The organism is Cetobacterium sp. NK01, assembly GCF_024506395.1.
GTDB lineage: Bacteria > Fusobacteriota > Fusobacteriia > Fusobacteriales > Fusobacteriaceae > Cetobacterium_A > Cetobacterium_A somerae_A.
The window spans coordinates 875,831-902,285 of record NZ_JANIBO010000001.1; the positions used below are offsets into that span (position 1 = coordinate 875,831).

Sequence of the window (26,455 nt, forward strand, 5' to 3'; positions counted from 1 at the left end):
TCGTCTCCATCCTACTTCTTCATTTTAAATTTTAATTTTTTATCAAAAGTATTAACAAATTTCTTTTGTGAAATAAACAAATCTATAATTCTAAAATCTTCCTCATCTTTTCCTTTTATATAAAATATAATTTCCTCTTTAGAAACCTCAACTTCAAAATTATCTTCGTCCAATAATAAATCTTCTGAAAATATATTTGTTATATTTAAAATTTTAGAAAACATCATTAACTCCTCTATTTCACTTTCTTTAAACATCTCTTTATATTTTTCTAAACCCTTATATTTTTTATTTCCTCTAGCTACAATTAAAGCTGAAGCTACAAGCTCTTTTTGTTCAATACCTTTTATTCCTAAATTTAATATCATATAAGCAGAATGTAATGGGTAATTAACAAAATTTATACTCTTACCTATATCGTATAGATATGTCACTATTTTTATAACTTTTTCACTTACTTCTTTAAAATTATAGTCTTTATCAAGTTCTAGACAGATTTTTTTTAGTATTTTATGTTGTTTATCCTTTGTTTTAGTATTAATATCTAAAATTTCTATAATCTCTTTAAATCCGTCTTCAAAAGGATCCTGAATCACTTTTCCACATTCACTTAATCTTTCATAAAGAACTCCCTCTCTTATACCATAACCACTTATTATTAATTCTTTTAAATCAAAATATGTTAGAACCTCTTCAACTGCAATAGCTGCTCCTATAAATACATCTGCTCTAGCTTTAGATAATCCTTGAACATCTTGTTTTTCTTTATAATCTTTGTTTTTTATATAATCTACAACCTCTTTTACACCGTCAATACTTACTTTATAGTTATGTAATAACTCTAGTGGATAGTTTTTCATATACAAATTTACTCCACCTATATTTCTAACTGTCCCTCCTACCCCTATTAATGGTAAACCTTTTAGCTCATCTTTCCATTGAACAACCTTAAATTGATCTTTTATAAAATCTCTTAAAGTTTCTTCATCTTTTTTACTTAACTTATCTTTCAAATTTACAATTTCTGATAAAGTAACTGCTCCAAAGTTTAAACTTGCTCGCTCTAAAGCTTCTCTATTTTTAAAATGGACAATTTCTAAACTTGATCCACCTAAGTCAATTACGACTCCATCTTTTATATCTAATGTATTTATAGCTCCTTCAAATGAAAAGTACGCTTCATCCTCTCCTTTAAATATAATCACCTCTATGCCTGTTGTTCTAGTTATCTCTTTTAAAAGTTCCTCACCATTAATAGCTATTCTTAAGGCCGCTGTTCCAAAAGCTACTATTTCATCCACATTATTTTTTAAGCAAACCTTTTTAAATAGTTGTATTGTTTTCAAAGCTAGTTTTATTTTCTCTTCTTTTAACTCTTTTTTCTCATTTATTCCCTCTCCTAATCGAACAGTTTCTTTTATATCCTCTATTGGAATAAATGATTTGTTGGGAGTTATTTCATATATAACCATTCTAATTGAGTTTGAACCAATATCCATAACACAGATTCTTTTTCTTAAAGTCATTTTTACTCCTCCAAAACTTTTATATTTTAAAGGATTTACTGCTTTTTTAGCTTTATTCCTTTTCAAAATAAATTTCAAGCTTTTATTTTTAATTTATAAAAGGAAATACATATATTTATATGTACTCTAAATATAACAATAGAAACAAAAGGAGGAGGCTATGACTAGTACAAATAACAATTCTACAGATCTTGTTAACATAAGGGATTTATTACCTGAAGATATTCCTATTTTACCTCTTGTAATAAGACCTATTTTTCCAAATATTTTAACTCCAATCGCTTTTACAGGTGAGGATTTTTTACAAGCTATAAAAGATGCAGAAGAGCATTATAATGGCTTTATTGGCTTAGTTTTTGTTAAAGATATCGACGACAACGACTATTTCAACTCAACTCTATATGATGTTGGAACTGTTGTTAAAATAAATAAAGTAACATCTATTTCTCAAGATTCTGTACAAGCAATAGTCTTTGGAGTAGAACGATTTAAAAAGAAAAAAGTTGTTCTCGGTAACTCTAGAATATGCTGGAAAGTTAAATATAATAAGGAGACTGCTGATTCATCTGTTGAACTTAAAGCTTACATGCTTGCTATTATGACATCTTTAAAAGAAATTTTTGAGGTTAATCCTATTTTAAAAGAGGAATTAAAACTTCTTGTTTCCCAAGCTTCTTATGATCATCCAAGCATATTTATAGACTTTGTTTCATCAATGTTAAAAGCCGAAGCTAAAGATCTACAAGAACTTTTAGAAGAGTTTAATATTGTTAACAGGTCACAAAGATTATTAACTATGTTAAAAAAGGAATTAGAAATATCTCAACTCCAAGCTAAAATTTCTAAACAAATTGAAGATAAAGTAAGTAAGCAACAAAAAGAATACTTTTTAAAAGAGCAACTTAAACTAATAAAACAAGAGTTAGGTTTAGAAAAAGATGAAAAATCTGCAGTTATAGATAAAATTATGGATAAAATAAATCATATTCATCTATCTCCAGAAGCTGAAAAAGTTGTAAATGAACAATTAGAAAAACTTTCTCTTTTAGATCAAGGCTCTCCAGAGTATCATGTTGCTAGAACATATATTGAATCTATTGTTGAACTACCTTGGGGAGTTTTTTCAAAAGATAGATTAGATATTAAAAAAGCAAGAACAATTTTAGATAGAGATCATTATGGACTTGAAGATATTAAAAATAGTATTCTAGAATTTGTCAGTACTGTTATTAAAACTGGAAATGTAAATGGATCTATCTTATGTTTAGTTGGACCTCCTGGAGTTGGAAAAACATCGATTGGAAAGTCTATTGCAGAATCTTTAAATAGAAAATTTTATCGTTTCTCAGTTGGTGGAATGGTTGATGAAGCTGAAATAAAGGGTCATAGAAGAACATATATTGGAGCTATGCCTGGAAAAATTATTCAAGCTTTAAAGCTTGTTGAAACTTCTAATCCAGTAATAATGATTGATGAAATTGATAAGATTGGAAACAGCTTTAGAGGAGATCCTGCATCTGCTTTATTAGAAGTTTTAGATCCCGAACAAAATAAAGATTTTTTAGATCATTATTTAGATATAAGATATGATTTATCTAAAATACTTTTTGTTACAACAGCTAATCAATTAGATACAATTCCAAGACCTCTACTTGATAGAATGGAAGTTATTCATTTATCAGGTTATATCCTTGAGGAAAAACTACAAATAGCTCAGAAATATCTAATTCCACAACAACTTAAAGCTCATGCTTTAGATAGCAAAGAGATTACTATTAGTAAAAATGCTTTAAAGTTTATAATAGATAAATACGCTAGAGAAGCTGGTGTTAGAACTTTAGATAAGTGTATTCGTAAAATTATGAGAAAAGTTAATCTAAAAATTGCTGAAGGAAATAAAGAGAAAGTTCGAATCAATGAAAATAATGTTGAATCCTATTTAGGTACTCCTATTTTTACCACAGAAGAACTTTATCAAAAAGAAATTCCAGGTGTTACTCTTGGATTAGCTTGGACATCCTTAGGAGGAGCTACTTTATATATTGAGGCCACAAGTATTAGCAATAAAGAAAGTGGTTTAAAACTTACAGGTCAGCTTGGAGATGTGATGAAGGAGTCAGCAGAGATTGCCTACTCGTATATAAGATCTCTTCTTGCTAAAGATACAACTCTTTCTATTGAAATTAAAGAATTCTTTGACAAAAATAGAGTTCATCTTCATGTTCCAGAAGGAGCAACTCCAAAAGATGGTCCTTCTGCTGGTATTACAATGGCTTTAGCATTATATTCTTTAGCGACAAATACTCCAATTAGAAAGGGCATTGCTATGACTGGTGAACTTACTTTAACTGGTAAAGTTCTTCCTATTGGAGGAGTTAGAGAAAAAACTATTGCTGCTAGAAGAGTTGGTATATTTGAATTAATTCTTCCAAAGGATAATAAAAAAGATTTTGATAAACTCCCTGAATTTTTAAAATCTGGTATTACTGTTAATTATGTTGATTATTTCACAGATGTTCTCAATTATGCTATAAAATAAGTAAAGGAGTGCTAAAGCACTCCTTTATTTTAATTCTATCTCTTTTATGATTTCTCCATCTAAATTTTTTATATAAAATTTATTATTTTCAAACATACCATAACTATTTACATTTCCTCCTTTAGGAAGAGAAATTGATCCAGGATTCAACATATAAATACCATCTACTTCATGAGCTACCGGTAGATGAGTATGCCCATATATAAAAATATCTCCCTTACATAACTTTGGAAGTTTATCCTCATTATAAATATGCCCATGTGTAGCAAAAATCCTTTTATTATTAAAAAAAATAGTTGAATAATCTCCCATGATTGGATATTCTAACAACATTTGATCAACTTCACTATCACAATTTCCTCTAACTGCAATAATCTTTTCTTTATAATTATTTAAAATATCTACTACTTCCTTTGGATTATACTCTAACGGCAAAGGATTTCTAGGACCATGATACAATTCATCCCCTAATATTAATATATAGTCTGCTTTTTCTTTTTTATATGCTTCTAACGATTTTTTTAAAAAATAACTTGAGCCGTGAATATCAGATATTACAAAAATTTTCATAATTACTCTCCTTAGTATTTTTTTTTCATTATATATCAATTTTTCACAAAAAAAAAGGAATTTATAATTTTTTTTATAATAATATTCTAAGAAAAAAGTTGCCATTTTAATATTAAAATGGTATACTTCTGTCGAGTATATATTAAACTTGTATATTTATACTTAATTAAATTTAATTTAGGAGGTTATCATGGCTCATAGAATTAACGAAGATATCTGTATCGGATGTGGAACTTGCGAGGCAGTTTGCCCAGTTAGCTGCATTTCTGAGGTTGATGGAGGAAAAAGAAGAATCGACGAGGACCAATGTATTGATTGTGGTGCTTGTGCAGGTGCTTGTCCTGTTGAGTGTATCTCTCCAGCTGAGTAATAACTTTTAATAAGAGATCAAGAAATTGATCTCTTTTTTATTATATAAAATAGGGGGAACTATGAAATTTATTTATAGAGTTAATATTGATGAAGTTGCAAAATTTATAGATAGGCCCAATCGATTTATAGCTAATTTACAATTAAAAAATGGAGAAATTGTCTCTGCCCATGTCCATGATTCAGGCAGAATAAAAGAACTTCTTTTTCCAGGAAATACTATTCTTTTAAGAAAGGCTGAAAATATTGAAAATAGAAAAACTTTCTGGGATGTTATAGCAGCTTATTCTAATAATAATGAACAAATTTTAATAAATTCTTCAATTCATAGATATATTACTGATAATTATTTTAAAAATTTTGATATCTCTTGCTTTGGATCTTATGACTTTATAAAACCTGAAGTCAAATATGGAAATAGCCGTCTAGATTATTTAATTGAAAAAAATAATGAAAAAATATATATCGAAACAAAAGGTGTATCTCTTTCTATAGATGGTGTAGCTACTTTTCCAGACGCCCCTAGTGTAAGAGCAACTAAACATCTTAAAGAGTTAATTAAAATTAAAAAATCTGGTACTAGAGCTGCAGTTGTTTTAATAATTTTAAAAGATTCTAAATTTTTTACCCCAAATTATGAGACTGATCCTATTTTTTACGAAACTTTTTATGAGGCTTTAAAATCTGGAGTTGAAATATATCCAATACAATTTTATTTCTGTAATGGTGAAATTTTTTTTAAAAACAAAAAAATTGAAATTCTTCCATCTAAGTTATAGCTTTATAGACCTCATTTTTCTATACATTTTTGTATTTTTATATTTTTATGATATAATAGTAATAAAAATATTTGGAGGTCAACGTGGAAGACAAATTTTTAATTGAATCTTTAAATAGTTTACTTAAAGATGATCTTTTTAAAATTTTAGCTAAATTTAATATAAAAATTGCTAAAAGTACTGTAAAAGGAAAAATTATAGAAAAAATTACAGAAGTATATACTAATAATTCTGATGCTTTTTTAGAAATTTTTTCTAAAGATACTATAACTTTACTTTCTCAATTTAATGGTGAAAAAAATCAAGTAACTGAGAAAGATTTTTTTGAATATGAGGAGTTTCTATTACCTCTACAAAGTTTTGGTTTCATATCTAAAAATGTTATTAAAGAAAAAGGTAACAATCATTACATTATTTCAACTTGGTTTATTGAAACAATTGACTCTCTTTCTACAAAGGAAGAGAATAAAAAGTTAGTAGATTACTATCAAGAGCTTGAAATGTTAATTTTAGGAATAATTAGATTTTATGGTGTTATTGATGAACATAAATTGCTAGAACTTTTAACTCCTACATTTAAAGATATCACTCTTGATAAAATTCATAACTTTATAGATTCTAGATGGATTCTAAATGTATTTATATCTAAATTAGAGGATTCAGGTAGCAAAGTTATATATTTAGTAGCTGATTCTGTTTCTGAACCAGTAGATATTTTACACGAAACTATAAAATATGAAGGATTAGAGTATAAAGTTTTAACAAATGATGAGTATAAAAATTACTGGAACTATTTCTTTATTGAAAAAACTCAAGAGGTTGCAGATTTAATAGCTCTTTTAATGTCTCATAAATTACAAGGTGCACAAATTGGTTTTGAAATTACAACAATTATAGATAGATTAAAAAATAATGTTTCTATTGATGATATTGTTAACGATATAAAAACTAGAGTTAAATTCGATAATTCTAATTCAGAAGCTCTTTTTATAGCTCTTGTAACTAAAATATCAAAATCTTTACCTCTTTGGACTTTAAAAGGTCACTCTTATATTGAAGTTTTTGGAGAAAATCAGCCTCCTAGAACTGTCAATAAAGTGGGAAGAAATGAAAATTGTCCATGCGGATCTGGAAAAAAATATAAAAAATGTTGTGGTAAATAAAAAAAATAGGAGATAACTCCTATTTTTTTATTTAATTATATTTGGTTTTTAGTTGATTTCTATACCGTTATAGTATAGTATTTCACAAAATTTGTCAAGAAATTATTTTTATTCTTCATTTTAATATGTTTTTTTTGTATAATATATGGAAAAATAAAGGAGTTTTGTATGAATTTTTTAAACAATTTTTTTAAAATTAAGGAAAGACACAGTAGTATCAAACATGAAATAATTGGAGGTACAACTACTTTTCTAACTATGGCTTACATAATTTTTATAAACCCAGCAATTCTTAGCGAATCTGGTATGGACAAAGGTGCTCTAATAACAGTAACTATACTTTCTGCTGCTATAGGAACTCTTATTGCTGCATTTTTAGCTAATGCTCCCTTTGCGTTAGCTCCAGGTATGGGATTAAATGCATTTTTTACTTATTCTCTTGTTATTGGAAGAGGAATCCCATGGCAAACAGCCCTTGGAATTGTTTTTCTTTCTGGAGTATTCTTTTTCTTTTTATCAATTGGTGGAATTAGAGAAAAAATTGCTAATGCAATTCCTCTTTGTTTAAAAATATCTGTTACAGGTGGAATTGGACTTTTTATTGCTTTTATTGGACTTAAAACTCTTGGGATTGTCTCTTCTAATCCTGCTACAATCATTGGATTAGCTAGATTTAATTCTCAAATTTTAATTGGAATTATTGGACTTTTTATCGCCATTATACTAGAAATAAAAAAAGTTAAAGGTGGAATACTAATAGGAATAGTTTCATCTACTGTTATTGGTATTTTTACTGGTGATACAAGTATGCCCACTTCAATTATGTCTATGCCCCCTAGTATTGCACCAATAGCTTTTAAATTAGATATTTGGGGAGCTTTAAAGTTATCTCTTCTAGGTCCAGCATTTTCTTTTATGTTTGTTGATCTTTTTGATTCTTTAGGTACTTTAATTGCTTGCTCTAAAGAAATCGGTTTAGCTGATAAAAACGGTAAAGTTAAAGATCTTGGAAAAATGTTATATGCTGACGTTACATCTACAATGATTGGAGCTGTTTTAGGTACTAGTACAGTGACTACTCTTTCAGAAACTGCGGCAGGTATTGCTGCTGGAGCTAGAACAGGTTTAGCTTCTGTCGTTACCGCTGGATTTTTTATTGCTTCCTTATTTTTCACACCCTTAGTTTCTATCGTTCCATCTTTTGCTACATCTCCAGCGCTTATTATTGTTGGTGTCTATATGTTTAAAAATATTTATGAGTTAGATTGGAAAGACTATAAAACTCTTTTTCCATCTTTTGTAACAATTCTAATGATGCCTTTAACTTATAGTATAAGTACTGGTTTAGCTTTTGGATTTATATCTTATATAATTATTCATGCTGGAACAGGTGATTTCAAAAAAATAAATCCTACTCTTTTAGTTATAGGAGCTTTGTCTGTTCTAAGTTTAATAGTATAATAATAAAAAACAGCTAAAATTTTTAGCTGTTTTTTATTAAATCTATTAATACTTCTATTAACTTTTCTCTAGCTGGAGATTTTGTCATTGGAATATGATCTGAATCTAATGTCACATACTTCCATTTTCTATCTTCAACCCTTGATTTCATTATTCTTTTTGGTCTTTCTAAATGCTCAAAACCACTACTATCTAAGCAATCTATATAAGCTCCTGGTATTTTTTTCCCTTTCCCTTTAAATTTTACCTTTTCCATATATGGACTAAAAGGCATATCTTTTATTAATGGATGTTCTTTTCCAAATAATCTTTTAGGTAGATATTTTCCCTCTCCTTCATTTTTACAAATATCATATAATTCATTTTCTCTCTTTTCTCCAAATAAAGTTAAAATGCTCTCATTATTTTCTAAGAAAAAACTATCAATATATATTTGGTATTTTATTCTTTCTGGAATCAATTCAACTACAGCTGAAACTACAGCTCCTCCAAAAGAATGCCCTATTAAATAAACATCATATAAATTATTCTTTAATATCAAAGCCTCTATCTCTTTGGCATAGGTAGTTAATGTTGTTTTATTTTCTATTAATTGTTTCCGATCCCCTATTGCTGATAAATTTGGAGCGTAAACATTATTACCATACAGTTTTAAAATTTTTTCTATATCTCTAAATACCCATCCCCCTACCCCTGCTCCATGTATTAAAATTATATTTTTTTTCATTTTTCACCTCTATAAATAATAAAAGGCTTGATTAATATCAAGCCTTTATATCTTACATTCCTTTTAATAATATTTGTACCTCTGGTCCAATTGGTAATCCGCTTAACATCCAAGCTGCTAAGAAAATTGACCATCCAATTAAGAATGTTATTGAGTAAGGAAGCATTACTGATATAAGAGTTCCTAAAGAAGCTTTTTTATCATATTTTTGCATAAATACAATTATCATGGCAAAGTATGACATTAATGGAGAGATTATATTTGTACTTGAATCTCCTATTCTATAAGCTAATTGAGTAAACTCTGGTGAATAACCTATTCTCATTAACATTGGTATAAATACTGGCGCTAATATAGCCCATTTAGCTGAGGCTGATCCCATAAATAGATTTAAGAAACCTACTATTAAAATAAATCCAATTACTAATGGAATTCCACCAATTCCAGCTGTTTCTAAGAAGTCTGCTCCTTTTACTGCTAATATTGTACCTAAATTTGTATACCCAAAGTAGGCTATGAATTGAGCAGCAAAGAAAACTAAAACAATATATCCCGCCATTCCTTGCATTGATTTTGTTAACATTCCCATTACATCAGAATCATTTTTTATTGTTCCTATAGATTTTCCATATGCTAATCCTGGAAGAGCAAAGAAAATAACAATTATTGGTACTAGTCCACTTCCTAAGAAATTTTTACCTAATGCAAAATAAATAGGTACTAATAAAACTAGCATTATTACTGTCGCCATTCCTGCAGCTCTTAAAGCCTTTTTCTCCTCTGTTGTTACTTCTTGGAAATCAATCGCTTCATCACCAGTATATTTTCCTAATCTTGGCTCTACTATCTTATCATTTATTAAAGTTCCTAAAAATGCAATTACAAATGTTGATGCCATCATAAAGTACCAGTTTGCTGTTGGTAATACCTCATATGTTGGATCTAATATTTTTGCTGCCTCTGTTGAGATTCCACCTAAAAGTGGATCAATTGTTCCTATCAATAAATTTGCTGAGAATCCTCCAGATACTCCTGCAAAAGCCGCAGCTAATCCTGCAATTGGATGTCTTCCAAAAGATAAGAAAATTAATGCTGCAAGTGGTGGTAAAACAACATACCCTGCATCAGAAGCCACATTTGACATAATTCCTAAAAATATAACCATAACTGTTACTAACTTTTTAGGTGTTGATAATGCTACTTTTTTTAGAATCGCTGCCATTAATCCAGACCTTTCAGCTATTCCTATACCTATTATAGCAACTAATACTGTTCCTAATGGTGCAAATCCAGTAAAGTTTTTAACCATTGAAGTAAAAATATAATTTACTCCCTCTTTTGTCATTAAAGATTTAGTTGATATAACCATCTCTTCTGTTTTCATTGTTTTACTATTAATTCCAACAAAATCAACTGACCAACCTAAGGCTCCACCTATACCTGATATTACTACTACTACTACAGCAAGTATTGCAAAAAGTGTTGCTGGATGTGGTAGAGCGTTTCCTCCCTTTTCAATTATATTCAAGAATTTGTCTATAAAACTCTTGTTTTGAAGTTCGTTCTTTTTTAATTCAGCTTCCATATTCCCCTCCATATTGATAATTTATTTTCATTTTATAACAAAATGATTAATAAACTTTCTACTATAGATAAAGAATATCATATTTTTAGTCAAATTAAAAAGATTAATTTTATATATCTTTTATAAAAAAAATATATATTCGTCAGCAATTAGTACTTTTTACGAACATTTTTTTGTTTTTTAATATTCGTTATGCTGTTATTTAATTTTTTTAAAAGTTTTTTCTAATGAAGTTAATTTTTCATAAGAATCTTTTTTTACTAAAATATCATCTTCTATTCTAACTCCACCAAAATTAGGTATATAAATACCTGGTTCTACCGTAATTACCATTCCTTCTTTTAATATTTTATTCTCTGCTTTAAAAGAAACTCCTGGATATTCGTGAATTTGTAATCCTATTCCGTGTCCTAATCCATGACCAAAATATTCCCCATATCCTTTTTCTTTTATAAAGTTTCTTGCTATAGCATCTAACTCATGAGTTGTTACTCCCTCTTTCACTTCTTTTATTGCTATTTCATTCGCTTCCTTTACAATATTATATATTTCTAAATGCTTTTCTGTTGGATTATCTCCTACATAAAACGTTCTCGTTATATCTGAAGCATATCCTTTATAAAAACATCCATAATCTATTGTTAAAAATCCTTCTTCTATTCTTTTATCACTAGCTACTCCATGAGGAAGAGATGATCTTTCATTAGAAGCTACAATAAGATCAAAGGATGGTTTTGATGCACCTAATTTTCTCATTTGATATTCTAACTCTGCAGCAATTTCAGTTTCCTTTACACCAATTTTGATTTTAGGTAAAGTTATTTCCAAAGCTTTCTCAGCTATTCTTATTGATTCTTTTATTATTTCAATCTCTTCTTTTGATTTAATTTCTCTTATATTTAGGAAGCTATCATCTAAATATACATATTCAACTTCTGGAAAATTTTCTTTAAAAAGTTTAAATTGATCTAAAGTTACATTTTGATTTTCAATAGCTATTTTTTTTGCACCAAACTCCTTTAATAATTCTCCCACTTTTTTTAATGTTGATACATTTTCACAAATCAATTCAAATCCATTTTTTTCAACTTGTTCTTTACCTTGAGATACATATCTAAAATCTGTTATAAAAAATTTTTTTTCTCCAATTACTAATCCTGTACCTGTTGTTCCTGTAAATCCAGTAAAATATCTCACATTTAATAAGTTTGTAATTAAAACTGCGTCTACACCTTTTTCTCTCATTAACTCTTTTAATTTCATAAACTACCCCCTTTAAAATATTATTTTTCCTCCACCTATGACTAGTTCATCACTATATAATACTAAATGCTGTCCTTTTGCATTTTGTGGATTTTTTTCCTCATATTGAAAATATATTTTTTCTTTTTCTTCAATTACTTTACCATAAAAACCTGTACTTGAAAACCTTGGTTTTGCCAAAACTCTCATTTGAGTCAGTGTTTCAAAAGGAATATGAGTTTTAAAATTTTCTAATTCTATTTTTTCTCTATATAACTCTATATAATCACCTAATATTATTTCATTTTTTTGTGGAATAATATCTATTATAAAGTATACCTTAGAAAATAAAACACCCAAACCTCTTCTTTGTCCTATTGTATAAAGCTGGTATCCTTGATGCTGTCCTAGTATTTTACCCTGTTTATCTACATAGTTTCCAGGAACTATTTTGTCTTTTAAATTTTTCTTTAAAAACTCTAAATATCCCTCTTTAGCAAAGCAAATCCCTTGACTATCTTTTTTATCAAAAACTTTTACTCCATAATTTTTAGCTTTTTCTCTAACTATTATTTTCTCATATTTTGCTAAAGGAAATATCATCCTTTCTATTATTTTTGGCTCAATTCTGTATAGCATATATCCTTGATCTTTTTTGCTATCCTTTGGTTTTTTAAATAAATATTTTCTAAATTTATTATCTTTACTTATTTCACAATAGTGACCTGTAGCTATATAATAAGCTTTTTTTTCATCAGCTATTTCTATTAATTTCTTTATTTTTATTATTTCGTCACAAACTACACATGGAGATGGTGTCATTCCCATTGCGTATTCATCTATAAAATATTTTATAATTTTATCTTTAAATTCATCTACAACATCTAGTATAATATGCTCTATTTTTAACTCTTTAGCTAAACTAATAGCATCTTCTAAATCCTTCGATTCTTTTTGCTCATCACTTACCACTAAAGTAACGCCAATTACTTCAAAACCATCCTCTTGCAACATATATGCTGAGGTAGATGAATCCACTCCTCCACTTAATCCTAAAATCACTCTTTTTCTACTCATAATCTCCTCTACTTTTTAGCTATATGTATTGAGCCAATATTATATCTTTTTATTTCATTTCCTACAAATACTTCTAAAGTTCCATCCTCTAAAATATCTCCAGCTATTCCACTTTCTTTTTTATCAAAAGTTACGATATCAATTCTTTTACCATACAAATAATTAACTTCATTAATTTTTTTTAAAATTTCTTTCCATTTTCCATTTTTAAACTCTTCAAAATTATAGAAAAAATCATTAACTATAGTTAATATAATCTCCTCTAAATCATAATTTTTATTTGTTTTTTCTTTCAATGATATTGCAATATTTTTTGCTTCTTCAAGATTTAAATTATTAACATTTAATCCAATACCAATTATATAGTTGTCTCCTATTTTTTCTACTAATATACCACTAATTTTTTTTTCATCTAAAAATAAATCATTAGTCCATTTAAATTTATAATCTAAATTCTCTATCTTTTTTAGAGAATATAAAAGAGAGTAACCAACTAAAAGTGGTAATTTCATATATTCTTCTTCTAATATTTCTGAATTATGCTTCAGTACAAAAGAAAACAAAGCTGCTCCCTTAGTGGACACCCACTTATTTCCTCTCCGTCCTCTTCCTAGTGTTTGAACTTTTGCTATAGCTAAGTCTTTTTCTAGTACATCACTTTTTTCTCTTAAAAATTTATTCGTAGAATCAATCTCTTCAAATTTATATATTCTCATCTTTTCTCCTTTTAAAATAAAAAATTAGGCAGAATTCTGCCTAATTTTTTAATCATTGTATCCATCTGGATTTTCTTTATGCCATTTCCATGCTGTTTCTATTATAGAATCTAATGATGCATACTTAGGCTTCCACTTTAACTCTTTCATAGCTTTTTCTGAGCTTGCCACTAATTTTGCTGGATCTCCAGCTCTTCTTGGTGAAACTTCAGCTGGTATAGTATGTTTTGTAACTTTTCTAGCTACCTCTATTACTTGCTTTACTGAGAATCCTTCTCCATTTCCTAAATTATAAACTGTACTTTCTCCACCATTTTTTAATCTGTCTAAAGCTAGTATATGAGCATCAACTAGATCCATCACATGAACGTAATCTCTTATACAAGTTCCATCTTCTGTAGGGTAATCATCTCCATATATTGCAATCTTCTCTCTTTTTCCTAAAGCTACTTGTAAAATTATAGGAATAAGATGTGTTTCTGGGCTATGATCTTCTCCGATCTCTCCTGTTGGATAAGCTCCTGCAACATTAAAATATCTTAATGCTGTATACTTTATTCCATAAGCATAATCATACCATTTTAAAAGTTTTTCAACCATTAATTTACTTTCACCATAAGGATTTGTTGGATTAGTTTCGTCAGTTTCTAAAATAGGAATATTCTTAGGCTCTCCGTAAGTTGCTGCTGTTGACGAAAATACAATATTTTTAACCTTAAACTCTTTCATTATATTTAATAAGTTCATTGTTCCCATAACATTGTTTTCAAAATATTTAGCTGGATTTGTCATACTTTCTCCAACTAACGAATCAGCTGCAAAGTGTATAACCCCTTCTATTTTATTTTCTTTAAAAACTCTTTTTAAAAACTCTAAATCTCTTAAATCTCCTAGAGCTAATTTTATATTTTCAGGAATTGCTTCTACATGTCCTGTTTGCATATTATCTAAAACAATAACCTCTCTTTTTGCCTCTAATAAGGCTTTTACTGCGTGACTTCCTATATATCCTGCTCCACCACAAACTAATATTGCCATTTTTTTCCTCCTATGGTTTTTTCTTTATTATATTTGCTTTTTAATGTCCAGTCAATCCTTTTAAAACTCTTTACTACTCATCTTATTTAATTTATTTAAAAAAGTTTCCTTTTATAAAAATAGCTAGATTTATAATCTAGCTATTTTTATTATCTTATTTTATTTAAAATTCCCATTCCATATACAGGTCCTGTGTGTGAAGCAATTGTTGCTCCAATTTCCATTCTACCTCTATAATCTAGTTTTTTAGTCTTTTCAGCTATATTTCTAAGTTGATCGGCAGCTTCTAGCTCACTACGAGTTCCACCCCAACCAGTATACATTATAATTGAATTTTTTTCATTTTTTATTAATTTTTCCATATAAGCTAAAGCCCCTCTTTCACCAAGAGCTTTTGCTTCTATGCATACTTCTCCATTCTCTAATTTTAAAACAGGTTTTATTTTTAAGAAGCCTCCTATAACTGATGATGCTCTTCCTATTCTTCCACCTTTTTCTAAATATGAAAGCTCTTTTACAACAAAATAAACTTTCATTTTACTCTTTGTTTCATCAATCCATTCAATTATTTCATCAAATGATTTTCCTTCTTTTACCATTTTTGCAGCTTCTAATACTATATGCGCAAGAGCAAATGTTACAACTTTAGAATCTACTATAGCTATATCATCCTCTTTATTTAACATTCCTCTAGCCACTCTTGCAGCTTGTTGAGTTCCACTTAATTTACTTGAAATATGGATAGATATTATTTTTTTATAACCTTTTTCCAATAATTTTTCATAAAGCTCCTTAAACTCTGCTGGAGAAGGCTGAGATGTTTTAGGTACAATATTTTCTTTTAAAAGTTGTTTCCAAAACTCACCTTTTGAAATATCCACTCCATCTCTATAGTAAGTATCTCCTGCTAACTTTATTTTTAAAGGAATAATATCTATATCTAATCCCTTAATCATATCTGGTGTTAAATCTGATGTCGAATCAGTTACAATAGCAATTTCAGGTAACTCTGGATTTCTATTTGTAATATAGATATAATATGGATAGTTTTCTTGTCCTATAACTAAATCAGAATATCTTACTGTTGATTTTATTCCTTTAAGAATTTTGTTTGCTTCTTCAGTAGAACCTTTTCCAATACAAGCAAATATATTTAAAGTTTCACTGTTTACACATGTTTTATAAATATTTTCAACTATCTCCTCTAATGTAGATGCCTTTAGCTTTATTTTTCCATTTATTAAAGCTATATAATCTCCTTGAGATATTGTTATTTCATCAACTTTAGTATCTCTTACTGCTTGCGTTATTTCAATTGATGCATTAAATGGAAGTTGCTTTAGTATTTCATCCATTCCAAAGTCTTTATTTTTAACAACGTATTCACCCTCTAACATTGTTTTAGTTTCTAAAACTGTTACTTCTTTTGGTGATCTTTCTGCTGCTAATTTAGCTGATGAAATTATATTCTTATTATTTGGCAATATTACAATTTTTTCAGCTTTTATTTTATTCAATCCTTCTTCTATATCGGCAACACTTGGATTTTGTGTTTGCCCTCCAATTAAAACTGCTGTTGCACCATTATCTAAAAATAGATTTCCTAATTCCATATTATCTACAATAGCAAAGTATGCAATTGGTTTACTATTTTCATTTTGAACTAAAATTTTTCCTTTTTTATCAACTTTATAATGCTCCGCATCTGCTAAAAGCATATTTTTATGTTGAATCTCCATATTATCAATTTTAATATTTGATAAATTTCCTAATTTACCAGCTATTTCTAATACAGCTCCAGGATTATTTGTATGTATATGAGTTTTTGTCTTTTTTGATGTTTGAGCACAAACCATTGAATCTCCGTAATTTACAATTTTTGACTTATAATCATCTAAATCAAAATCACCTGATTCTATAACAAACTCTGTACAATACTTGAATTTAATATCTTCAAACACATGACTTCCAGAATGTTCCATTATATCTTTTCTTTTAGCTTGCGATTGAACAATTCTTTCTAGATCATGTAACATCTCTGGATCTGTTATTGATTTTTCAAATCCCTCTAATATATAGAATATTCCTTGTCCACCAGCATCTACAACTCCTGCTTCTTTTAGCTTTGGTAATTGATTCGGTGTCTCTTCAACGGCCTCTTGAGCTGCTTCTTTTAAATAAACTAAAAACGGTATAAAATCATCTGCAGGTCCATCATATTTCTCAGCCTCTTCTGCTACTCTTCTAATAACTGTTAACATTGTTCCTTCAACTGGTTCACTTACAGCTTTATAAGCCTTTTCTTTAGCTAGTCTAAACGCAATTTTAACGTCATCTACAGTTACTTCCTCTTTAGTTCTAACTCCATCTAAAAACCCTTGAATAATTTGAGATAAAATTGTTCCAGAGTTTCCTCTAGCTCCTAAAAGAATAGCTTCTGAAACTATATCAGATAACTCTTCCATATCAGGTTCATGATTTAATTTTATTAACTCATTTTCAACTGCTTGTAATGTCATAGACATATTAGTTCCTGTATCTCCATCTGGAACAGGATATACATTTAAATCATTTAAAACATCTGAATATTTTGATAGCCATCTACTTGCTGCTATCAATAACTTTGTTAGCCTAGTAGAGTTCAATACCTTTACTTCTATATTCATTATTTTCCTCCATTGTTAAAATGTAGGTGGATTTACCACCCAAAGAGCTCTAGCTCTTTTATCTGAATTATTTTTAAATCTATGCTTTTGACTAGATTTAAAATAGAAACTATCTCCTTCATGTAAATTATGAACTGTTTCTTCTATATATATATCTAAACTTCCCTCTAGAATAAATATAAATTCTTCTCCATGATGTGTGTAATAACTTCTGCCACTTTCTCCACCTGGTCCAATTTCATATAAAATTGGCTCCATACTTTTTTCAATATTTGATGATGTTAATAAAGATAAAGTTGTATTAGAATCTACACTCTCAACATATTTTCTTTCTTTTGCTCTAATTAAATCTGAATTTTTCTTTACCTCTTCATCTTCAATTAGATAACTAACTCTTACATCTAATGAATTTGCAATTTTTTTTAAGTTTTCAATTGAAGGAGATGCTTTTCCCTGCTCTATTTGTGATAAAAAACTAGCTGATAAATCAACCATTGTTGCTAACTCTCTTAATGATAATGATTTTTCATTTCTACTTTTTTTTATTCTCTCTCCTATACTCACTTTTTATTCATCCTCCTCTAATATTTTATATAGTTCAAATAGACTATGGAGAACTGCTTTTCTTCTTATTTTTTCTCTATCCCCTATGAAATCGAATTTAAAAGTTAAGACTTTTTCTTTAACTTTAACTCCAATATAAACTAACCCTACAGGCTTATCCTTTGTTCCACCTTCAGGGCCTGCAATTCCAGTTATTGAAATACCAACATCTGTTTTTAATCCAATAACCATTTCTTTTGCAACCTCTTTGCTCACAGCTCCATATTTTTCTATTAAATTTTTATTAACGTTTAATCTATCTATTTTTGCTTCATTACTATATGTAATTAATCCCTCTTTAAAAAACTTTGATATACCTGGTACTGAAACAATTGTTGAAGATAACATCCCACCTGTACATGATTCAGCTACAGATAATGTATAGTTTCTTTTTTCTAATAATTTAAAAATTTTATCTTCTATTTTTTCTTGATCTTCTGTTAATATATACTTTCCTATACTATTATATATCTTTTCCTTAATTTTTTCCACTGTGTTTTTATATCTATCTAATGTTTGCATCCTTACTATTATACCATAATCTTTAACCAAAAATTCATATTCTATATTTGGTTCTATAAAAAATCCTTTAATCTTCTCTTCTAGTATAGATTCTGGAATTCCTGAAATAATAATATCTTTTATATATATTGGATCTAAATCTTTACAATAATTTTTTGTATAAAAATTTAAAAATTTTGGGAACATATTATATAATTCTCTAGGAACTCCTGGAAAAGCTGCAATTCCATCTACAAAAAATGCTGGTGCCATCCCTACATCATTTTTTATTGAAATTGCTCCTTCTGGTTTTTGAACTTCCTTAAGATTTTTATTTAAAAATTGAATATTCAACTTTCTAAATTTTTCTTTAATTTCTTCTAACTCTTTATCTTCAATAATAAATTTTTTATCTAAAAATTTTCTTATTGCTTCTTTAGTTAAATCATCATCTGTTGCTCCTAACCCTCCTGACAAAATAACTAAATCACTCATTTTCTTAGCAAATTTAAGCGCATCTTCAATCTTCTGTAAAGAATCCCCTACCGTTAATTTATAATCAATTTTTATTCCAGCCTTATTTAATTCTTCTGCCATAAATACACTATTTGTATCTAAAGTAGCTCCATTTAAAAGTTCCGTTCCTACTAATATTAGTGTGCATCTCATTTTTATCTACCTCTTAAAAGAATATTGTCCATATACAAACCATTAAAAAATTACCAATTACTCCTGCTAAAAAATCATCTAAAACTACACCTACACCATTTCCAAAAAATTGTGACTTATATATTGGTCCAATCTTAGTTATATCAAAGAATCTAAAAATAACAAATCCTATCACAATAGCCATAATTGTTTGAAATATTCCAACTGGATTTATTAAAAATAAAGTTGTTAAGAATCCTAAAACTTCATCTATTACTACTTTTTGTGGATCTTTTTCTTTAAATATCTCTCTTTCTGCTATATCAGAAACATAAACTGCTATAGCAAAAAATGTCATTAAAAACATAAAATAAAAAGAGTTATAAATCATATTATTAGGAAATATTTTTTTTAAAATCACTAATCCTATATATATAGGAATTCCCCCCAATGTTCCAAAAGTTCCTGGAGCTACCGGCATCTCTCCTAAACCAAACACTGTTGCTAAATTTTTAACTACTTTTCTATTCATTAAAACACTCCTTTTTCATAGTTATAGGGTTTATATACTCCCTTTCCATTTAGAATATCTTTTATCTCTTCAGGTGTTTCAGTTGTAAACTCTAAAACTAATTCAGAGATTCCAATTTTTTCTAAATATTTTCTGTCTTTAAGTATATTTAATGGTTTTTCTAAATAAATTTCACTATTTCCTATACTATTTTTTATTATTGTAAACTTATCTCCTTGTTCATTTTCTATAACCTTTACTTCTTCATTTCCAAAAGATAACTCTGTATACATAGCTCTTGGTCTTCCATAAGCTAATATAGCTTTTTTTATTTTTGTTTCTCCTATCTCTTCTAATCTTCTATAACTAATTTCAGGAGAAACTATAATTGTGTCTATTTTCTCTATATTAGAGAAATGGTCAAAGGCATAACGATTTGATATATTTAAATTCCATCCCAGTGTTATTTGTGTATTTTTATTTTCTAAAGCTTGATATAAATTAGTTGCCATTTTATTCGATAAATCTATTTTTTCTAAATTTTCTTCTCTTGCTACATCATATCCTTTAAAATATATCTTATCTATTCCGTAAGAAATTAAAATATTTTTTTGTTCATCTGTTGAAACTATTGCTGATAATATACTACTTTTTTCACTAACCTCTTTTTTAGATAATTTTACTAACTCATCACAGCTTTCTTTCCTATAACTTAATATTAACTTTTCTAGAAGAAGTTTTACCGCATCTCTTTTTAATTGTTTTAACGTAGAAATCGGTAAAAATATATTCTCATCTATTTCAATATTTTTTATAAATCCAATAAATGTTGTATCACCTATCTCTAATAACTTCTCACTTATAACATCTTGTGATGTACCTTTATTTTTAGCTTTTTCTATTATACCTTCGCTTTCTAATGATATTTTTATTAGTTCAAATCTATTATTTAATGTTGAAACTATTACTTTAGCTCTCTCTCCAATTTTACCTTTGAATTCTATATCTATAACATGTTTTTTATCTGTTGTTTTCATTTTTGATTCAATTAAATCACTAATTTCTTTAGAGTAATTTCTATATATATACTTTGTTTCTTTGGGAATATCTCTTAATATTAAAGTTTCTCCAATGTTAGCTTCTCTTTTACTTTTCTCAAATCTAGTATCTATTTTATTTATATAAGTTCCACCAATTTTTTCATAATCTTTGGATAAAAAAGTTATTCCATCTCCTAAGATTATTTTTTCTTTCAATTTTAATTCTTTTCCATTAAATTCTCCAAGATTTTTTCCTAAATGGCTGGCAAAACTTTTATTCATTATATCTTTTCTATCTTTATAAAAATACCCAGTACTATAACCTCTATTAAATATTTGCGAACTTTTTTCTTCAATGTTATTTCCATCAATTAGCTCTTTATAGTAATTAACTGTTTGAAATACATAATTAGGTTCTTTCATTCTTCCTTCTAATTTAATACTATCTATCCCAATCTCTTTTAATTTTTGAATTTCATCGTATCCATATAACTGATCTTTTGGGCTTAAAGTATATCCTTCATCATTTCCATCAGAAGTATATTTTTTTCTACAAGGTTGTGCACACATCCCTCTATTTCCGCTACGTCCACCTATAAAACTACTCATATAGCAATTCCCTGAATAAGATATACATAATGCTCCTGAAACAAATATCTCTAACTCAATATCACTTTTTTCTCTTATTTCTTTTATCTCTTCAAAAGTTAACTCTCTAGGTAAAACAACTCTTTCAAAACCAATAGATTTTAAATAATTTGCCTCTATATGATTTGCTACAGTCATTTGAGTACTTCCATGTAGCTCTAACCCAGGAAAATTAATTTTTATAAACTCTGCTAATCCAAAATCCTGAACAATAACTGCATCTAATCCATGTTTATATAGTTCTCTTAGATTTATAGCTATTGCTTCTATCTCAACATCCATCATTATAGTATTCAGTGTTAAGAATACTTTCACTCCCCTTGCATGTGCATAATCTAATGCTTCTTTATACTCTTCTAAAGTCAAATTTACAGCATTTCTTCTTGCACCAAAACCTTTTAATCCCATATATATTTCATCTGCACCTGCTTTTATAGCGGCGTGAAATCTTTCAATACTTCCTGCTGGAGCAACTATTTTCATATTTTTCCTCTTTCTATATCTTTGATTATTTTTTCTATTTTTTGTTTTAATTCCTCTAAACTTCCATTATTTTCAATTAAAATATCTGCTTTCATATTTCTTTCTTCTCTAGACATTTGAGCAGATATTATTTTATTTATTAAAGCAACATCAATTTTATCTCTATTTTTAATTCTTTCTATTTGGACCTTTAAATCTATATCTACAACTATTACCTTATCACAACATCTCTCTAAATTAACTTCAAACAATAATGGAACATCAAAAATTATAATCTCTTTTTTATCTTTAAATTCTAAATATTTTTTTTTATATATATCTATAACTCTAGGATGAACTATTTCATTTAATATATTTAATTTTTTTGAATTATTAAAAACCTCTTTTTTTAATAATTCTTTATCTACAGAATTGCTTTTTAAATTTATAAACTCTTTTCCCAGTTTTTCTTTTATTTCCTCTTTTACTTGTTCAGTTTCTAAAATATCTTTAGCTATTAAATCAGCATCAAAAACTTTAATTCCCATAGACAAAAAGATTTTACTAACTGTAGATTTTCCACTTCCTATACCACCAGTCAATCCTAATATCATTGCCATCTCCTTAAAATAGAATATACTATATTCTAACATATTTTCTGATTTTTTTATAAAAAAAAAAGAGTGAAATGTTAATTTCACTCTTGGTTTTATATCTATATTAAGCTACAGTTACTTCTTTAGCTATTGGTCCCTTATTTCCTTCCTCTACGATAAATGAAACATTTTGACCCTCTTCTAAAGTTCTAAATCCATCCCCGATAATTCCAGTAAAGTGCACGAAATAATCTTTCCCCTCTTCACATGTTACAAAACCAAATCCTTTTTCTTTGTTAAACCATTTAACAGTTCCCTTTAACATCTTAACCTCCAAATAATATAAAAATATATATAAGTCCCCCTAGGCACTTTATGGATATATTATACATTAAACATTTCTAATTTGCAATACATTTTGTTTGTTTTTTGAAGAAAAAAAAGTTTTTGTATACAATATTTAAAATTTAAGACATTTTTTTTATTTTGTTTATTATTATAGCATCCAAATAAAAAAGAAGAACTAAATATAGTTCTTCTTTCTAATGAATTAGTTTATTACACTAATTCGATTATAGCCATCTCAGCAGAATCTCCCTTTCTTACAGAAGTTCTGATGATTCTTGTGTATCCACCGTTTCTCTCAGCATACTTTGGAGCTAAATCGTTAAATAACTTAGCTACAGCCTCTTCGCTTCTTAAGAAAGCGAAAGCTTGTCTTCTGTGAGCAAGAGTTCCTTTTTTACCAAGAGTAACCATTCTCTCAGCAAACTTTCTAAGCTCTTTTGCTCTAGTAACAGTAGTTTCTATTCTATCTGATAAAATTAGAGATATTGTTAAGTTCATTAACATAGCTTTTCTATGGTCAGCTCTTCTCCCTAACTTTCTATATGATTTATTGTGGTTCATTAGTCAGTTAGCCTCCTTATCTAATTATTCTATAGATCCATTTCCATTTAGATCGAACCCAAGTTCTTTCATCTTTTCAAGGATCTCATCTAGTGATTTTCTTCCTAGATTTTTTATTTTTAGAAGTTCGTTCATTGACATTCTTGCCAACTGTCCAACTTCCTCTATTCCGGCTTTCTTTAAACAGTTAAATGATCTAACTGTTAAATCTAGCTCTTCTATTCTTGTATTTAATATATCATCAGCTTTAGTTGTTGATGCTGGAGTTTCCTCTTCTTCTTCAAGATCTACTCTTAAGTGATCCATTCTATTTCCTAAATCTAGGAAAGGATCTAAGTGATACTTTAAAAGCTCTACAGCATAAGAGATTGCATCTCTTATCTCAACACTTCCATCAGTCTCTATATTTAAAGTTAACTTGTCGAAATCAGTCATTCTTCCAACCATTGTATCCTGAACTGAGTAAGATACTTTTCTAATTGGTGTATATATAGCATCAACTGCTATAAAATCTACAGCCCAATCTTTTTTCTCTATCTCTTCAGCAACAACAAATCCTTCACCAGTATCAACTATAAACTCCATATCGATCTCTCTATCTGTAGTTAATGTACAAATAATTTGATCTGGATTTACAATTTCTAATCCGATATCTGGTATTATATCAGCAGCTGTAACAGTCTTAGGTCCCTTTGCAGAAAGAGTCATTTTTCTTTCTCCAGCAGTTTCTGCCTTTATTACTACCTCTTTTACATTCAGCATTATTTCAGTTACAGCTTCTTTTACACCTTCCATAACTGAAAATTCGCTTAGTACTCCGTCAATTCTAACACCTTTAACGGCAGCACCAGGTATAGATGATAGTAAAACTCTTCTCAAAGCATTACCAATTGTATGTCCATATCCTCTATATAAAGGTTCTATAACATATTGACCTGAAAAGTCACTTGTTTTTAATTCGGTAATGTTAATACCCTTAGCATGTTTTTCTATTTTTAACATTTAATCAACTCCTGTCAAAGGATTTATTATCTTGAATAGAACTCAACTATTAAAGCTTCGTTTAGATCGAAATCTAAATCGTCTTTAGTTGGGTTCTGAAGAACTTTTCCTGCGAAGTTAGCTTTATCTAACTCTAACCATGCTGGAACTGTTTTCTCTTCTACTGCAGATTTGATTAACTCGATGTTTTTTGAGTTTTCAATTACAGATATTACATCCCCTGCTTTTACTCTATAAGATGCGATGTTAACTCTTCTTCCGTTAACAGCAACGTGTCCGTGAGACACTATTTGTCTAGCTTGTCTTCTAGTCTTAGCGAACCCTAGTCTGTAAACTACGTTCTCTAATCTTCTCTCTAAATATTGGATTAAAGTTAAACCAGTAACTCCATCCTTTCTTGAAGCCTCATCATATAATTTTCTGAATTGCTTCTCCATTACATTGTATATAAATTTAGCTTTTTGCTTTTCGTTTAACTGAATTGCATACTCTGTAGGCTTTCTATTTGCATTTGGTCTTGGCCCTCTATTAGAAGATTTGTTAACTCCTAAAACAACTGGGTCGATTCCAAGAGCTCTACATTTCTTTAAAACAGGTTGTCTATTTCTTGCCATCTCTTTATTGTTCCTCCTTACACTTAATAAATTTCTACGATAATGAGCTTAGAAAAGTGTATTACACTCTTCTTCTTTTTGGTGGTCTACATCCGTTGTGTGGAACTGGAGTTACGTCAGTTATCTTTGTAACCTCTAATCCTGCTGCTTGTAAAGATCTGATACATGCCTCTCTACCTGATCCAGGTCCTTTCACTTTTACTTCAACCTTCTTCATTCCGTTTTCCATTGCGATTTGAGCTGCTTGCTCTGCTGCGATTTGAGCTGCGAATGGAGTTCCTTTTTTAGTTCCCTTGAATCCAGAAGTTCCTCCTGATTTCCAGCTTACTACTTTACCTTCCACATCAGTAATTGCTACTATTGTGTTATTGAAAGTTGAGTGTATATGAGCTACTCCGTTAGGAATATTTTTCAATTTCTTCTTGATTTTAGCTACTTTCTTCTTAGCCAATTTAGCTACCTCCTTACGATAAAATTCCGTTCTTTATACTACAATTAGCTTTTAAACTATCTCTTTATAGGCTTTTTAGGTCCTTTTCTAGTTCTTGCATTTGTTTTTGACTTTTGTCCTCTTACTGGTAAGTTCATCTTGTGTCTTGAACCTCTGTAACATCTAATGTCCATAAGTCTCTTTATTGCAAGTCTGATCTCTTTTCTAAGATCTCCCTCTACCTTGATAGTTTCAACAATGGCTCTGATTTTGTTTAACTCTTCTTCAGTTAAATCCTTTACTCTAGTGTCAAAGTTTACTCCTGCTTCTGTTAATACTTTTTGTGAAGTTGGTTTTCCAATTCCGTAAACGTAAGTTAGAGCAATCTCTATTCTTTTGTTTCTAGGAATATCTACTCCTGCGATTCTAGCCAAAATTTTTCCTCCTCTTCCGAAAATTTTATATATCCGTCGGTATATTAACCGACTAAGACTTTCCTCGGTATGCCTCTTTCGAGTACTAGCTCTACAGCCTAACATACCTTTACAGTACTTCCCATGTCAGTACTAGTTTGCAAAACTTTTCAAGTTATCCTTGTACTTGTTTGTGCTTAGGGTTTTCACAGATTACTCTGATTTTCCCGTGTCTCTTGATAACTTTACATTTGTCACAAATAGGCTTAATTGATACTCTTACTTTCACTTAATTACCTCCTCTCGTGATCATAACTTTACTTTTTTCTGTATACTATTCTTCCCCTAGATAAATCATATGGAGAAATTTGTACCGTTACTTTGTCTCCAGGTAAAATTTTAATGTAATTCATTCTCATTTTACCAGAGATGTGCCCTAAAATTGTGTGTCCATTTTCTAATTCAACCTTAAACATCGCATTTGGAAGGGCCTCTAATATAGTTCCTTCTAATTCGATAACATCCTTTTTCGACATACTACCTCCTATCGAACAGAAATTCATATTATTCTAACATTTATTTTACAAAAAGTCTAGCTAATTTTTAACATTTTTATTGTT

27 protein-coding genes are annotated in these 26,455 nt (G+C 28.7%); 5 read left to right on the forward strand and 22 right to left on the reverse strand.

The features are described 5' to 3' along the window. Positions 1 to 11: 11 nt before the first annotated feature. Entirely contained in the window at positions 12 to 1,526 is a 1,515-nt protein-coding gene (locus tag NON08_RS04345) for a Ppx/GppA phosphatase family protein (RefSeq protein WP_256690246.1), read from the reverse strand. A 160-nt stretch (positions 1,527 to 1,686) separates the two neighbouring features. Here NON08_RS04345 and lon point away from each other — a divergent pair, with 160 nt between their 5' ends. Further along, positions 1,687 to 4,065, forward strand: a complete 2,379-nt coding sequence (lon, locus tag NON08_RS04350; protein WP_256690247.1) for an endopeptidase La — start codon at positions 1,687 to 1,689, stop codon at positions 4,063 to 4,065. A 24-nt stretch (positions 4,066 to 4,089) separates the two neighbouring features. Here lon and yfcE read toward each other — a convergent pair whose 3' ends face one another. Beyond that, a complete protein-coding gene (yfcE, locus tag NON08_RS04355) occupies positions 4,090 to 4,635 on the reverse strand; it encodes a phosphodiesterase (RefSeq protein WP_256690248.1) in 546 nt (181 codons plus the stop codon). 190 nt (positions 4,636 to 4,825) lie between these two features. Between yfcE and NON08_RS04360 the strand changes: the two genes are divergently transcribed. The 4 genes from NON08_RS04360 to NON08_RS04375 all read left to right on the forward strand — a co-directional run bounded on the left by NON08_RS04360 (position 4,826) and on the right by NON08_RS04375 (position 8,407). After that, complete coding sequence (locus tag NON08_RS04360; protein WP_256690249.1) at positions 4,826 to 5,005, forward strand: indolepyruvate ferredoxin oxidoreductase subunit alpha; 180 nt, start codon at positions 4,826 to 4,828, stop codon at positions 5,003 to 5,005. A 61-nt stretch (positions 5,006 to 5,066) separates the two neighbouring features. Further along, positions 5,067 to 5,783, forward strand: a complete 717-nt coding sequence (gene sfsA, locus NON08_RS04365; RefSeq protein WP_256690250.1) for a DNA/RNA nuclease SfsA — start codon at positions 5,067 to 5,069, stop codon at positions 5,781 to 5,783. An 83-nt stretch (positions 5,784 to 5,866) separates the two neighbouring features. After that, positions 5,867 to 6,946, forward strand: coding sequence for an SEC-C metal-binding domain-containing protein (locus NON08_RS15025; RefSeq protein WP_256690251.1), 1,080 nt, complete (start codon positions 5,867 to 5,869; stop codon positions 6,944 to 6,946). Between the two features lie 168 nt (positions 6,947 to 7,114). After that, on the forward strand, positions 7,115 to 8,407 hold the full coding sequence (locus NON08_RS04375; RefSeq protein ID WP_256690252.1) for an NCS2 family permease: 1,293 nt from the start codon (positions 7,115 to 7,117) through the stop codon (positions 8,405 to 8,407). 22 nt (positions 8,408 to 8,429) lie between these two features. Here the strand turns inward: NON08_RS04375 and NON08_RS04380 are convergent, their stop codons facing one another. The 20 genes from NON08_RS04380 to infA form a co-directional block, all read right to left on the reverse strand. Further along, positions 8,430 to 9,134: an alpha/beta fold hydrolase gene (locus NON08_RS04380; protein ID WP_256690253.1), complete on the reverse strand. Its 705-nt coding sequence runs from the start codon at positions 9,132 to 9,134 to the stop codon at positions 8,430 to 8,432. Between the two features lie 52 nt (positions 9,135 to 9,186). Then, positions 9,187 to 10,719, reverse strand: a complete 1,533-nt coding sequence (locus NON08_RS04385; RefSeq protein ID WP_256690254.1) for an AbgT family transporter — start codon at positions 10,717 to 10,719, stop codon at positions 9,187 to 9,189. A 198-nt stretch (positions 10,720 to 10,917) separates the two neighbouring features. Beyond that, entirely contained in the window at positions 10,918 to 11,982 is a 1,065-nt protein-coding gene (locus NON08_RS04390) for an aminopeptidase P family protein (protein WP_256690255.1), read from the reverse strand. 12 nt (positions 11,983 to 11,994) lie between these two features. Further along, a complete protein-coding gene (gene mnmA, locus NON08_RS04395; RefSeq protein ID WP_256690256.1) occupies positions 11,995 to 13,038 on the reverse strand; it encodes a tRNA 2-thiouridine(34) synthase MnmA in 1,044 nt (347 codons plus the stop codon). A gap of 8 nt (positions 13,039 to 13,046) precedes the next feature. Continuing rightward, on the reverse strand, positions 13,047 to 13,754 hold the full coding sequence (locus NON08_RS04400; protein WP_256690257.1) for a biotin--[acetyl-CoA-carboxylase] ligase: 708 nt from the start codon (positions 13,752 to 13,754) through the stop codon (positions 13,047 to 13,049). A 48-nt stretch (positions 13,755 to 13,802) separates the two neighbouring features. Beyond that, entirely contained in the window at positions 13,803 to 14,792 is a 990-nt protein-coding gene (gene galE / locus NON08_RS04405) for a UDP-glucose 4-epimerase GalE (RefSeq protein ID WP_256690258.1), read from the reverse strand. Positions 14,793 to 14,941: 149 nt separating this feature from the next. Next, on the reverse strand, positions 14,942 to 17,458 hold the full coding sequence (locus NON08_RS04410; protein WP_256690259.1) for a DegV family EDD domain-containing protein: 2,517 nt from the start codon (positions 17,456 to 17,458) through the stop codon (positions 14,942 to 14,944). A 15-nt stretch (positions 17,459 to 17,473) separates the two neighbouring features. Beyond that, complete coding sequence (locus NON08_RS15030) at positions 17,474 to 18,022, reverse strand: helix-turn-helix domain-containing protein (protein ID WP_256690260.1); 549 nt, start codon at positions 18,020 to 18,022, stop codon at positions 17,474 to 17,476. Between the two features lie 3 nt (positions 18,023 to 18,025). Next, on the reverse strand, positions 18,026 to 19,231 hold the full coding sequence (locus NON08_RS04420) for a CinA family nicotinamide mononucleotide deamidase-related protein (RefSeq protein ID WP_256690261.1): 1,206 nt from the start codon (positions 19,229 to 19,231) through the stop codon (positions 18,026 to 18,028). A gap of 13 nt (positions 19,232 to 19,244) precedes the next feature. Further along, positions 19,245 to 19,742 (reverse strand): phosphatidylglycerophosphatase A, encoded by a 498-nt coding sequence (locus NON08_RS04425; RefSeq protein ID WP_256690262.1) that lies wholly within the window; start codon positions 19,740 to 19,742, stop codon positions 19,245 to 19,247. Further along, positions 19,742 to 21,892, reverse strand: a complete 2,151-nt coding sequence (locus tag NON08_RS04430) for a peptidase U32 family protein (protein ID WP_256690263.1) — start codon at positions 21,890 to 21,892, stop codon at positions 19,742 to 19,744. Before NON08_RS04430 ends, NON08_RS04425 begins: the two co-directional genes overlap by 1 nt. Continuing rightward, on the reverse strand, positions 21,889 to 22,485 hold the full coding sequence (gene coaE / locus NON08_RS04435) for a dephospho-CoA kinase (protein WP_256690264.1): 597 nt from the start codon (positions 22,483 to 22,485) through the stop codon (positions 21,889 to 21,891). Before coaE ends, NON08_RS04430 begins: the two co-directional genes overlap by 4 nt. A 106-nt stretch (positions 22,486 to 22,591) precedes the next feature. Further along, complete coding sequence (locus tag NON08_RS04440; protein WP_256690265.1) at positions 22,592 to 22,792, reverse strand: cold-shock protein; 201 nt, start codon at positions 22,790 to 22,792, stop codon at positions 22,592 to 22,594. Between the two features lie 233 nt (positions 22,793 to 23,025). Beyond that, positions 23,026 to 23,376 (reverse strand): 50S ribosomal protein L17, encoded by a 351-nt coding sequence (gene rplQ / locus NON08_RS04445; RefSeq protein ID WP_023050832.1) that lies wholly within the window; start codon positions 23,374 to 23,376, stop codon positions 23,026 to 23,028. A gap of 24 nt (positions 23,377 to 23,400) precedes the next feature. Beyond that, positions 23,401 to 24,378 carry a DNA-directed RNA polymerase subunit alpha gene (locus tag NON08_RS04450; RefSeq protein ID WP_256690266.1) on the reverse strand — a complete coding sequence of 326 codons (978 nt, stop codon included), beginning with the start codon at positions 24,376 to 24,378 and terminating at the stop codon, positions 23,401 to 23,403. Positions 24,379 to 24,404: 26 nt separating this feature from the next. Beyond that, positions 24,405 to 24,992, reverse strand: a complete 588-nt coding sequence (gene rpsD / locus NON08_RS04455; RefSeq protein ID WP_256690267.1) for a 30S ribosomal protein S4 — start codon at positions 24,990 to 24,992, stop codon at positions 24,405 to 24,407. Positions 24,993 to 25,053: 61 nt separating this feature from the next. After that, the gene (gene rpsK / locus NON08_RS04460; RefSeq protein ID WP_256690268.1) at positions 25,054 to 25,443 is read right to left on the reverse strand and encodes a 30S ribosomal protein S11; all 390 of its coding nucleotides are present in this window, start codon (positions 25,441 to 25,443) and stop codon (positions 25,054 to 25,056) included. 56 nt (positions 25,444 to 25,499) lie between these two features. Beyond that, positions 25,500 to 25,856, reverse strand: coding sequence for a 30S ribosomal protein S13 (gene rpsM / locus NON08_RS04465; RefSeq protein WP_023050828.1), 357 nt, complete (start codon positions 25,854 to 25,856; stop codon positions 25,500 to 25,502). A gap of 154 nt (positions 25,857 to 26,010) precedes the next feature. Then, positions 26,011 to 26,124, reverse strand: a complete 114-nt coding sequence (rpmJ, locus tag NON08_RS04470; RefSeq protein WP_040407302.1) for a 50S ribosomal protein L36 — start codon at positions 26,122 to 26,124, stop codon at positions 26,011 to 26,013. 28 nt (positions 26,125 to 26,152) lie between these two features. Next, positions 26,153 to 26,371 carry a translation initiation factor IF-1 gene (gene infA / locus NON08_RS04475; RefSeq protein ID WP_040407300.1) on the reverse strand — a complete coding sequence of 73 codons (219 nt, stop codon included), beginning with the start codon at positions 26,369 to 26,371 and terminating at the stop codon, positions 26,153 to 26,155. Between the last annotated feature and the right edge of the window lie 84 nt (positions 26,372 to 26,455).

Coding starts and splice junctions, on each gene's coding strand:
- NON08_RS04400 (WP_256690257.1), bottom strand. CDS start 13,754: ATGAGAATATATAAATTTGAAGAGATTGATTCTACGAATAAATTTTTA.
- sfsA (WP_256690250.1), top strand. CDS start 5,067: ATGAAATTTATTTATAGAGTTAATATTGATGAAGTTGCAAAATTTATA.
- rplQ (WP_023050832.1), bottom strand. CDS start 23,376: ATGAACCACAATAAATCATATAGAAAGTTAGGGAGAAGAGCTGACCAT.
- NON08_RS04410 (WP_256690259.1), bottom strand. CDS start 17,458: ATGAATATAGAAGTAAAGGTATTGAACTCTACTAGGCTAACAAAGTTA.
- coaE (WP_256690264.1), bottom strand. CDS start 22,485: ATGATATTAGGATTGACTGGTGGTATAGGAAGTGGAAAATCTACAGTT.
- NON08_RS04385 (WP_256690254.1), bottom strand. CDS start 10,719: ATGGAAGCTGAATTAAAAAAGAACGAACTTCAAAACAAGAGTTTTATA.
- rpsD (WP_256690267.1), bottom strand. CDS start 24,992: ATGGCAAGAAATAGACAACCTGTTTTAAAGAAATGTAGAGCTCTTGGA.
- NON08_RS04420 (WP_256690261.1), bottom strand. CDS start 19,231: ATGAGATGCACACTAATATTAGTAGGAACGGAACTTTTAAATGGAGCT.
- NON08_RS04430 (WP_256690263.1), bottom strand. CDS start 21,892: ATGAAAATAGTTGCTCCAGCAGGAAGTATTGAAAGATTTCACGCCGCT.
- NON08_RS04345 (WP_256690246.1), bottom strand. CDS start 1,526: ATGACTTTAAGAAAAAGAATCTGTGTTATGGATATTGGTTCAAACTCA.
- NON08_RS04390 (WP_256690255.1), bottom strand. CDS start 11,982: ATGAAATTAAAAGAGTTAATGAGAGAAAAAGGTGTAGACGCAGTTTTA.
- NON08_RS04440 (WP_256690265.1), bottom strand. CDS start 22,792: ATGTTAAAGGGAACTGTTAAATGGTTTAACAAAGAAAAAGGATTTGGT.
- NON08_RS04450 (WP_256690266.1), bottom strand. CDS start 24,378: ATGTTAAAAATAGAAAAACATGCTAAGGGTATTAACATTACCGAATTA.
- mnmA (WP_256690256.1), bottom strand. CDS start 13,038: ATGAGTAGAAAAAGAGTGATTTTAGGATTAAGTGGAGGAGTGGATTCA.
- yfcE (WP_256690248.1), bottom strand. CDS start 4,635: ATGAAAATTTTTGTAATATCTGATATTCACGGCTCAAGTTATTTTTTA.
- NON08_RS04380 (WP_256690253.1), bottom strand. CDS start 9,134: ATGAAAAAAAATATAATTTTAATACATGGAGCAGGGGTAGGGGGATGG.
- NON08_RS04360 (WP_256690249.1), top strand. CDS start 4,826: ATGGCTCATAGAATTAACGAAGATATCTGTATCGGATGTGGAACTTGC.
- NON08_RS04425 (WP_256690262.1), bottom strand. CDS start 19,742: ATGAATAGAAAAGTAGTTAAAAATTTAGCAACAGTGTTTGGTTTAGGA.
- galE (WP_256690258.1), bottom strand. CDS start 14,792: ATGGCAATATTAGTTTGTGGTGGAGCAGGATATATAGGAAGTCACGCA.
- infA (WP_040407300.1), bottom strand. CDS start 26,371: ATGTCGAAAAAGGATGTTATCGAATTAGAAGGAACTATATTAGAGGCC.
- NON08_RS04375 (WP_256690252.1), top strand. CDS start 7,115: ATGAATTTTTTAAACAATTTTTTTAAAATTAAGGAAAGACACAGTAGT.
- lon (WP_256690247.1), top strand. CDS start 1,687: ATGACTAGTACAAATAACAATTCTACAGATCTTGTTAACATAAGGGAT.